The organism is Mitsuaria sp. TWR114, assembly GCF_007997345.1.
Window position 1 is genome coordinate 1 of record NZ_VOSR01000390.1, and the last position, 8850, is coordinate 8850.

At 71.1% G+C, this 8850-nt stretch carries 9 protein-coding genes; 4 read left to right on the top strand and 5 right to left on the bottom strand.

The annotated features are described in order from the left end of the window. From FUT87_RS14800 to FUT87_RS14815, 4 genes are all read right to left on the bottom strand, one after another. On the bottom strand, nt 1–180 hold a 180-nt coding region (locus FUT87_RS14800; protein WP_222617162.1), incomplete at its 3' end, for a hypothetical protein. A gap of 2 nt (nt 181–182) precedes the next feature. Then, nucleotides 183–977, bottom strand: coding sequence for an adenosylcobinamide-GDP ribazoletransferase (locus FUT87_RS14805; protein WP_147241507.1), 795 nt, complete (start codon nt 975–977; stop codon nt 183–185). Between the two features lie 66 nt (nt 978–1043). Next, on the bottom strand, nt 1044–1994 hold the full coding sequence (locus FUT87_RS14810) for a DUF3369 domain-containing protein (protein ID WP_147241508.1): 951 nt from the start codon (nt 1992–1994) through the stop codon (nt 1044–1046). A 161-nt stretch (nt 1995–2155) separates the two neighbouring features. After that, nucleotides 2156–3178 (bottom strand): sensor domain-containing diguanylate cyclase, encoded by a 1023-nt coding sequence (locus FUT87_RS14815; protein WP_147241509.1) that lies wholly within the window; start codon nt 3176–3178, stop codon nt 2156–2158. Between the two features lie 323 nt (nt 3179–3501). On the opposite strand from FUT87_RS14815, the gene FUT87_RS14820 reads away from it, so the two are divergent. The 4 genes from FUT87_RS14820 to FUT87_RS14835 all read left to right on the top strand — a co-directional run bounded on the left by FUT87_RS14820 (nt 3502) and on the right by FUT87_RS14835 (nt 7292). Next, nucleotides 3502–4758 carry an MFS transporter gene (locus FUT87_RS14820; protein ID WP_255511850.1) on the top strand — a complete coding sequence of 419 codons (1257 nt, stop codon included), beginning with the start codon at nt 3502–3504 and terminating at the stop codon, nt 4756–4758. A gap of 130 nt (nt 4759–4888) precedes the next feature. Then, entirely contained in the window at nt 4889–5806 is a 918-nt protein-coding gene (locus tag FUT87_RS14825; RefSeq protein ID WP_147241510.1) for an amino acid ABC transporter substrate-binding protein, read from the top strand. Between the two features lie 245 nt (nt 5807–6051). After that, on the top strand, nt 6052–7041 hold the full coding sequence (locus FUT87_RS14830) for a hypothetical protein (protein WP_147241511.1): 990 nt from the start codon (nt 6052–6054) through the stop codon (nt 7039–7041). A gap of 5 nt (nt 7042–7046) precedes the next feature. Continuing rightward, the gene (locus FUT87_RS14835) at nt 7047–7292 is read left to right on the top strand and encodes a hypothetical protein (protein WP_147241512.1); all 246 of its coding nucleotides are present in this window, start codon (nt 7047–7049) and stop codon (nt 7290–7292) included. A gap of 72 nt (nt 7293–7364) precedes the next feature. On the opposite strand, the gene FUT87_RS14840 is transcribed toward FUT87_RS14835, so the two are convergent. Continuing rightward, the coding region (locus FUT87_RS14840; protein ID WP_147241513.1) for a PepSY domain-containing protein at nt 7365–8850 on the bottom strand (1486 nt) is incomplete at its 5' end.

An 8850-nucleotide genomic window follows, 5' to 3' on the forward strand; every position in this document is an offset into this window, starting at 1 on the left:
GTCGCAGCGCGCGCCGACGCACAGGCCGCTCGCGCCTTCCGGACGGGGATGCCGCCAGACAACGACGGCCCCGTCGGCGCGGGCCTGGGCATGGGAATAGGCATCGGAATCGGCATGGGCTTGCGCCTGCGCACGCGCCTGGACGCCAGAGCGGGCGTTGGCGTCGACACCGTCGCCCATCGTCAGTCCACCGGGAACAGCGGCGCCAGCGCCAGGAAGGCCAGCAGCGCGCCCAGCTCCACGACCTGCTGCGTCGCGCCCAGCGTGTCGCCGGTGTAGCCGTGCAGGCGGCGCTCGAGCATCGACTGCATGTAGAAGGTCAGCCCCGCAACGACCACCACCGCGCCCAGCATCAGCGGCACGTTCTCCGGCGTCAGCCAGGCGCCGACGGCCGTCGCCAGCACCACCAGGCCCAGCGCGATGCCCAGGCCCGGGCCGCTGATCTGCGTCGCCAGCGGCTTGGCCTTGGCGTGGTCGGCATCGCCGGCGTAGGGCAGCGCATGCAGCAGCCAGACCGGCGCGGCGCGCGACGCCACATGCGCCCACACGATCGCCAGCGCCGCCAGCGCCGGATCGGTGTCCGCCAAGCCCAGCAGCACCGCCGCCTTCAGGCCCAGCACCAGGATCAGCCCCAGCGCGCCATAGCTGCCGATGCGCGAGTCCTTCATGATGGCCAGCGCCTTCTCCCGCGACACCGCGCCGCCGAGCGCGTCGCAGCTGTCGGCGAGCCCGTCCTCATGGAAACCGCCGGTCAGCCAGACGCTGGCGGCCATCGCCAGCCCCACCGCCACCGTGGCCGGGAACAGCTGCATCGCGCCCCACAGCACCAGCGCCGAGCAGCCGCCCACCACCGCGCCGACCAGCGGGAAGTAGCGCGCGCACTGCTGCAGCCAGGCCGGCTCGAAGCCGACCCAGCGCGGCACCGGCACGCGGGTGAAGAACTGCAGGGCGATGAAGAAGAGGCGAAGCTGATGCATGAACGCGGAACCGCGGAATTCCGAAACCCGGAAATCCCGGGAAAGCGGCCGCGATGATAGGCCGCTTCAGCGCGCCCGATCCCGTGCCAGCAGCCCCTCGTAGGCGATCGCGACGTTGGCGCAGAAGATGTCCAGCATCTCGCGCCCTTCGTCGTCGATGGGATCCGACAGCACCATGTACAGCAGGCTCTCGTTGCCCGAGTGCGTCTGGTAGTAGCCGATGAAGCGCCCGTCCTCGAAGCGGCTCTCGCGCGTGACCAGCGCCTGGTCCAGCGCGTCGCGCACGTCGGGCGGCAGGTCGGTGAGGCGGTTGCCGGCCAGCAGCCCCTGGTACTCGGAGGTGGCGGCCAGCACCTGCAGCCGGCCCTCGGCATGCGAGGCCGCGTACATGCGGCTCGCGCACAGGCCCTGCGCCTGGTAACCCAGCATGTGGCCGACCTGCTCCAGCAGCGCCGATGCGAAGTGGCGCAGGTTGCTCGAGTCGTGGATCTGCGTGATCGCATCGATCGAGCGCCGCAGCGCCGCGCGCGACTGCGACAGGATCACGATGTCCCGGTAGGAACGCAGCGCCGAGTAGAAGACGGTGATCAGCTTGCGCTTGGTCAGCTCCGTCTTCTCCTTGTAGTCGTTGATGTCGTAGGTCTTGATGACATGCTCTTCGGGCGCCTGGCCCGGCTGTCCGGTGCGCAGCACGATGCGCACCTGCGTGTTGCGCAGCTCCTCGCGGATGAAGCGCGCGACGTCCAGCCCGGCGTGCTCCGACTCCATCACCACGTCCAGCAGGATCAGCGCGATGTCGTGGCGGTCGCGCAGCACGTCGCGCGCCTCGCTGCCGCTGTAGGCATTCAGGAACTGGAGCCGGCGCCCGGCGAACTCGAAGTCCGCCATCACCAGCTGCGTGACCTGGTGCACGGCGGGATCGTCGTCGACGATCATCACCACCCACGGATCGAGCACGCGGCTCCGGCTCTCCTCCCCGGGTTCCGGCAGCTCGTCGGCGAACACCATGTCGGTCATCGGTCCCTCCCTGCGGGCTCTTGATGTGCCGGCATTATCAGCAGCGGCCGTGACAAGGGAATGCGGACATGCACGCGGGCGCGGCGCGCCGCGTGACCGCCCGCACGGTTTCGGCGCTCGACAGGGCGCCCGGCCGCCAGCACGCGGTCAGCAGAGCACGGTCAGCACGGCGGGTCCAGCGGCACGGGGCCGGTGCGGTCGCGGCCCTGGCGGGTGCGTTTGGCCTCGTACATCCGCATGTCGGCGCACTCCATCAGCGCCGTCGCGTCGCGCCAGTCTTCCGGGCAGCGCGAGGCGCCCATGCTGGCGCGCAGCCGCAGCACGCGGTCCAGGTAGGCGAAGGGCCCCTCGACGGCCGTCTGGATGCGGTCCAGCGTGGTCGCCAGCGTCGAGGCCGAGCCCGCGTGGGTCAGCAGCACGGCGAACTCGTCGCCGCCCAGCCGCGCGACCGTGTCCGACTCCCGCGTGGCCATGGCCAGGCGGCGGCTGAACTCGATCAGCGCGGCGTCGCCGGCGGCATGGCCGAGGCTGTCGTTGATGAGCTTCAGGCCGTCCATGTCCAGCAGCAGCACGGCGATCGGCGGATCGCCGCGCTCGACCTCCGCGGTCGCATGCCGCAGCCGGTCCATGAACAGGGAGCGGTTGGCCAGGCCGGTCATGTCGTCGTGGGTGGCGCGGTGGAAGAGGTCGTCGCGGCCGTAGCGGGTGGCCCAGTACATCGCGGCGCCCAGCACCTTGGACATCAGCGAGAGCACCTCCACCTCGCGGTTGCCGAAGTTGCGGGTGCGGGCGGAGAAGGCCTTGAGCACGCCCACCGGCGTGCCCTGGTGCGACAGCGGCAGCACGACCATCGAGCGCAGGCCGACGCGGCGGCAGGCCTCGAGGTCGACCCGGCCGTCGGATTCGACGTCCTCGCAGATCAGCGGGATGCCCTGGCGCAGGCAGGTGCCGGAGAGGCTGCCGTCGCGGCGCACCCGCACGCCCAGCTGGTGGGAGGCGGCGCCGGCGACGGCGCGGTAGACCAGGTCCTCGCCCTCGGCCAGTTCGATCGCGGCGCCGTCGGCGTCGACGAGCTCCAGCGTGCCGTGGACCGACAGCGACATCACGCCGGCCAGGTCCAGTCCCAGCTGGGCGACCTGGCTGTGGATCTCGATGATGCGGAGAAGCGCTTCCCGGCTCGGCATCGAACGCCCCGAAGAGAACCGCTCCCTGGCCCCTGCCGGCGGCCGCGCGCGCACTGTCGTGCGTCGATGCGCGGCACCTTGCCAGCGTGGCGCCAGTCTAGACCTCGTGCCGCCGCGATTCATCCCCTGTTTCTGGTGAAAAGGGGGTTGACGTCCGCCGGCCCGCGGCAATCTCCGGATGCCGGCGATGTCTTTACGCCATGTCTTTACGCAGTCGGGACAGGCGGTGCGCAGAATCGCGACCCATGCCCGACCACCAATCCGCTCCCGCCGGCACACCCGCCGCGACATCCACGGCGACATCCGCGGCCCCACCCGCCGCGATGCAGCCCTTCACGCCCTACCAACGCCTGGCCGCCGGCCTGATGGCGCTGCTGCAATTCGCCGTCGTGCTGGACTTCATGATCATGTCCCCGCTGGGCGTGATGATCATGCCGGCGCTGCGGATGAGCGCCGGCGAGTTCGGCACGGCCGTCTCGGCCTACGCCTTCAGCGCCGGCATCGCCGGCCTGCTGACCGCCGGCTTCGCCGACCGCTTCGACCGCAAGCGGCTGCTGCTGTTCTTCTTCGGCGGCTTCCTGCTGGGCACGCTGTGGTGCGGGCTGGCCACCAGCTTCGTGTCGCTGCTGGCGGCGCGCATCGTCACCGGCCTGTTCGGCGGCGTCATCGGCTCCATCGTCATGGCCATCACCGCCGACCTGTTCCCGCCCGCGCAGCGCGGCCGCGTGATGGGCCTGCTGCAGGGCGGCTTCGCGGCCAGCCAGGTGCTGGGGCTGCCGTTCTCGATCTTCCTGGCCTCGCGCTTCGACTGGCATGCGCCGTTCATCGCGATCGTGCTGTTCGGGCTGCTCGCCGCGCTGGTGATCGCGACCCGGCTGCAGCCGGTCAATGCGCACCTCGGCGCGGCCGGCACCGGCCGGCACAGCGCCGGGCGGCACCTGCTGCAGACGGTGCGGGTGTCGCGCCAGCAGCTGGCCTTCGCGCTGACCGCGCTGCTGACGACGGGCGGCTTCATGCTGATGCCCTTCGCCAGCGCCTTCGTGGTGCACAACGTCGGCATCCCGCTGGATCACCTGCCGGTGATCTACCTGGTGACCGGCCTGTGCACGCTGGTGTTCTCGCCGCTGATCGGCCGCATGGCCGACCGCGTCGGCACGATGCCGGTGTTCTACGCCGGCTGCGCGATCACCATCGCCACGGTCGCGGTCTACACCCACCTGGGCCCGTCGCCGCTGTGGCTGCTGATCCTGGTGAACGTGGTGATGTTCGTGGGCATCTTCTCGCGCATGATCCCGGCCCAGGCGACCCTCGCCGGCGTGCCCGCGCCGGAGCAGCGCGGCTCGTTCAACGCGATCAATTCGGCGCTGCAGCAGCTCGCCGGCGGGGTGCCTCGCTGGTGGCGGGCCACATCGTCCACATCGGGCCGGACGCCACGTCCAGGACTTCGGCCAGGTGGGCTACGTCGTGATCGGATCGACGCTGGTGGCCGCGCTGCTGATGCGCCAGCTGGTGCGCGGCCAGCCGGCAGGCGGCGCGCCCTTGACGGCGCCTTCACGGTGAGTCCGGTTATCGACCCGTGATTGATTTCACGGAAGGGTGCGGCTTGCGCCTGGGCGGTAGGGAACCGGTGGTCGAGCGGCGGTGGCTGGTGACGCTTCGGTGAGGACGTATCCCTAGAATTCAGGGTTTTCACCGACCCGAACTTCGACCATGTCCTCCGCGATCCGGCGCCTGAGCGGCGTCCTTGTCATGTCCGCCGCCGCGCTGACGTCGCTGTCGGCCAGCGCCGCCGGCTCCACCATCGACACGATGGCCCGCATCAAGGAGACCCGCACGATCACGCTGGGCGTGCGCGAGACGTCCCGTCCGTTCTCCTTCGTCAACGAGCAGAAGCAGGGCCAGGGCTACACCGTCGAGCTGTGCCTGGCGGCCGTCGACGAGATCAAGAAGGAACTCAAGCTGCCCGAGCTGAAGGTCGAGTACGTCGTCGTCTCGGGCGCCGACCGCATCCCCAAGCTGCAGAAGGGCGACATCGACCTGGAGTGCGGCTCCACGACCAACACCAAGGCGCGGCAGGAGCAGGTCGACTTCAGCTACACCGTCTTCGTCGCCGGCATGCGGGTGCTGCTGCCCAACGGCACCCGGGTCGAGACGACCAAGGACCTGGACGGCATGACGATCGCGCTGACCAAGGGCACCACGTCGGAGAAGCTGTTCAACCAGCTGAACAAGTCGGGCGAAGCCAAGATGCAGCTGGTGCAGTACGCCAGCAACGGCGATGCCTTCAAGGCGCTGCGCGAGGGCAAGGCCCGCGCGTTCGCGCAGGACGACGCGCTGCTGCTGGGCCTGACCTCGAAGGAGAAGGCGCAGGACAGCCTGAGCCTGGGCGGCATGGCGTTCTCGGTCGAGCCCTACGGGATCATGATGCGCAAGGGCGACACCCGCCTCGGCTCGATCGTGGACCGCGTGCTGAGCCGCATCTACGCCAGCGGCGAGATCGACCAGCTCTACGCCAAGTGGTTCCAGACCTCGTCGCTGTCGATCCCGATGAACCGCCTGACCCGCGACGGCTTCAAGCGTCCCAACAAGGAAGCCGGCGTGGCGATGCTGCTGGGTTACTCCATCTGATCCGCGAGCGTCGCTCGAGGAACTCCGGCGGGCCTCAGGGCCCGCTTTGCATTTCTGGCACTCCCTAGGGCTGGGGAGAGGCGGACGGACGCATCGCCGTGACACTGCGCGCTCCTCATTGCCGCAGGATCGTCATGCGCCTGGATGCCTTCCGCCGTTGCCTGATGTCGTGGATGCCGCGCATACCGCGAGTGCCGCGGGTGCAGTCGATGCCATCGACGCCACCGCTGTCATTGGTGGGGCTGATGTTCCTCGTGCTCGCCTCGCCCGTCCGCGCGTACGACGCCCCGACCGGCTGGACGATGCGCGTGGTCGATGACGGGCTGCTGCAGCAGCCGGCCGACCTGCCGCCGGGCAAGGTGATGCAGTTGTGGGCGGCGCCGCCGCTGGAGGTCGTACGCGCCCAGGGCCTGGACGCCTTCGCGCGCATCCGTGAGCCGCTGCGCGGGCTGGGCGCGAGCGGCCAGCCCGCCTGCCGCGCGCCCGAGACGCTGACCGCCGGCGTCGTGGTGCAGAGCTGCGTGGTGACGGTGGCGGGCGCCGCCGTCGAGACCCAGGTCTACATGCGCCCGCCGCGCGACGGCAAGGTCGAATGGCTGCGCATCGCGTTCTCGCAGGAGGAGGCGCTGCTGCAGCGCTACGGCGACGGCCTGAAGTCCATCACGGGCAAGTCCAACGAGCTGTGGCCGACGCTGCGCGCGCTCGCCGGCGACGACCGCCGCCGGCGTGAGGAGGCGGAGCGCAGCGCCACGCTGGAACGTCGCGCCGCCGCCGAGCGCGCGATCCGGGCCGCGCCCGGCAAGGGCGTCGCGGACAAGGACATCGCCTTCCTGCTCTGGACCTGGTACCAGCCCAGCGGCGAGAGCCTGGTCGAGCACGTGCACCTGCTGCTCAAGGACGGCAGCGGCTACCAGCGGCTGGACCTGCCGCCCGACGAGCTCGACATGGCCGGCGCGCGCCGCTTCCAGCCCGAGCGCGTCATCCAGTGGCGCCGCCAGGGCAACGAGTGGCAGATCCGCGACCACGACGACAAGGACTGGCGCACCGTGCAGGGCCGGCCGGCGCAGCCCGCCGAGGCGGGGCAGCGCGTGGACGGCACCTTCACCCACTCGTGGTACTCGATCCTGGGCGGCGGCAGCTCGCAGAACCGCTTCCACTTCCATGGCGACGGCCAGTTCGAGCAGAGCGGCCGCGCGGTCTTCGGCACCGGCTCGATGGCCGCCGCGGCGGCGTGACCGGCATGGCGACGACGTCCTACTCGCGCGGCGGCAGCACGGGGACCTCGTCGGTGAGCGCCGTCGGCGCCGGCGCCGGCGGCGGGACGACGCAGCGCCGCAACGGGGCCGATTTCACCGGACGCTACCGGCTCGAGCGCTGGGCCATGGTCGTCGAGCGCGACAACGGCGAGCAGCAGCGCGTGCTGTTCGCCTTCAGCGGCCCGGAGCGGCGGTCGGTGTTCATCAAGGACACGGGCTACTCGAAGTAGCCCGGTCGGCGGCTGCCGGAAGCCGAAGGCCGGCTCCGGCTCCGCACGCCGATGCCAGCCGCGTTCAGACGCTCATGCGCCGAGCGCCCACACGCTGTGCGGCGCGCCGTTGCGGGCGCGATGCCGTGTCGCGCGGGCGAGCAGAAGCAACAGCGCGGCGCCGAGCAGCGCCGTCAGGTCGACGGTCCACAGCAGCAGATCGCCGCGCAGCAGGCGCGGGCCGAGCATCGCGGCGTCCGCCAGCGCGATGCAGCCGGTGAGCGCGGCGGCGGCGACGCACAGCTCGAAGGCCGCCTTTGGCAGCGGACGGACCATCGCCCAGAGCACGCACAGGCCCAGCACCGCGAAGTAGACCGGCTGCACCGCGTCGGCGAAACGGTCCGGCCCCAGCACCCGGGTGCCGACGAACAGCGCCGAGATGCCCGCGATGCAGCCCAGCGCCACGCCCAGCGTCAGCCGCGCCATCACGCTGGCGCGGCGCGGCTGTGCCGCCTGCTGGTGCTTGCGGCGCGATTCGACCCACAGCAGGTTGCCGCTGTAGAAGAGGAAGGCGCCGGCGAGCGCCAGCACGAAGTACACCCAGCGCAGCGCCAGTCCGCCGAAGTCGCCGTAGTGCAGGGTCTGCAAGCCGCGCAGCAGGGCGGTGCCGCTGCCGTAGGTCGCGGGCCGCTGGACCGGATGCAGCAGCGCGCCAGTGGTGCCCGACAGCTCCACGCGCGCCGCCGCGCTGAGGTGGCGCTCATGCAGGAGGCCGTCCGCTTCCACCTGCGCGGCGGCGTCGCCGTGATGGCGGATGTGCAGGCGTTCGACTTCCAGGCCGGGCGCGGCCCGGGTGGCCGCGGCAACCAACTGCTCCACGTTCAGCGGCGATGCCGGCTTCCCGCTGGCCTGGACCGGCCGCGAGAAGCCGGCCTGCGGGCCGATCAGCGCCAGCAGCTTGCCCTCGAAGACCAGGAACTGGAACGGCGCCAGCAGCAGCGTACCGATGCACAGCACCGCGCCGCTCCAGGCGAAGACGATGTGGAAAGGCAGGGAGAGCAGCCCGACGGCGTTGTGCGCGTCCTGCCAGAGCCGCTTCAGGTTGCGGCCCCAGCGCAGCGCGAAGAGATCGCGCGCCAGCACCGGCAGGTAGATCACCAGCCCGCTGACCAGCGCCAGGCCATAGAGCAGCGACACCACGCCCATCGTGTAGGTGCCCCAGGCGCCGGGAATGCCGACGGTGTAGTGCAGGCGGTAGATGAACTCGCCGAGCTCGCCGCGCTCCCGCTGCTCGCGGGGCTGGCCATCGGCGCCGAGCTCGAACGACCGCCAGGTCTTCGTCGAGGGATCCTGGCCGTAGGCGCGCAGGCCGTGGCCGTCGTGGGGCAGCTGCAGGCGGATGTCGGCCGCCATCTTCGGCGCCTGCGCGAGCACGCCGTCCAGCAGCCGCTGCGCGTCGGCCAGCGTGGGGGGCGGGCCGGCCGGGGGCTCGCCGGCGGCGGACCATTCCTCGATCTCGTGATGGAACAGCGTCAGCGCGCCGGCGTAGAAGGCGATGAACAGCAGCAGGCCGGCGGCG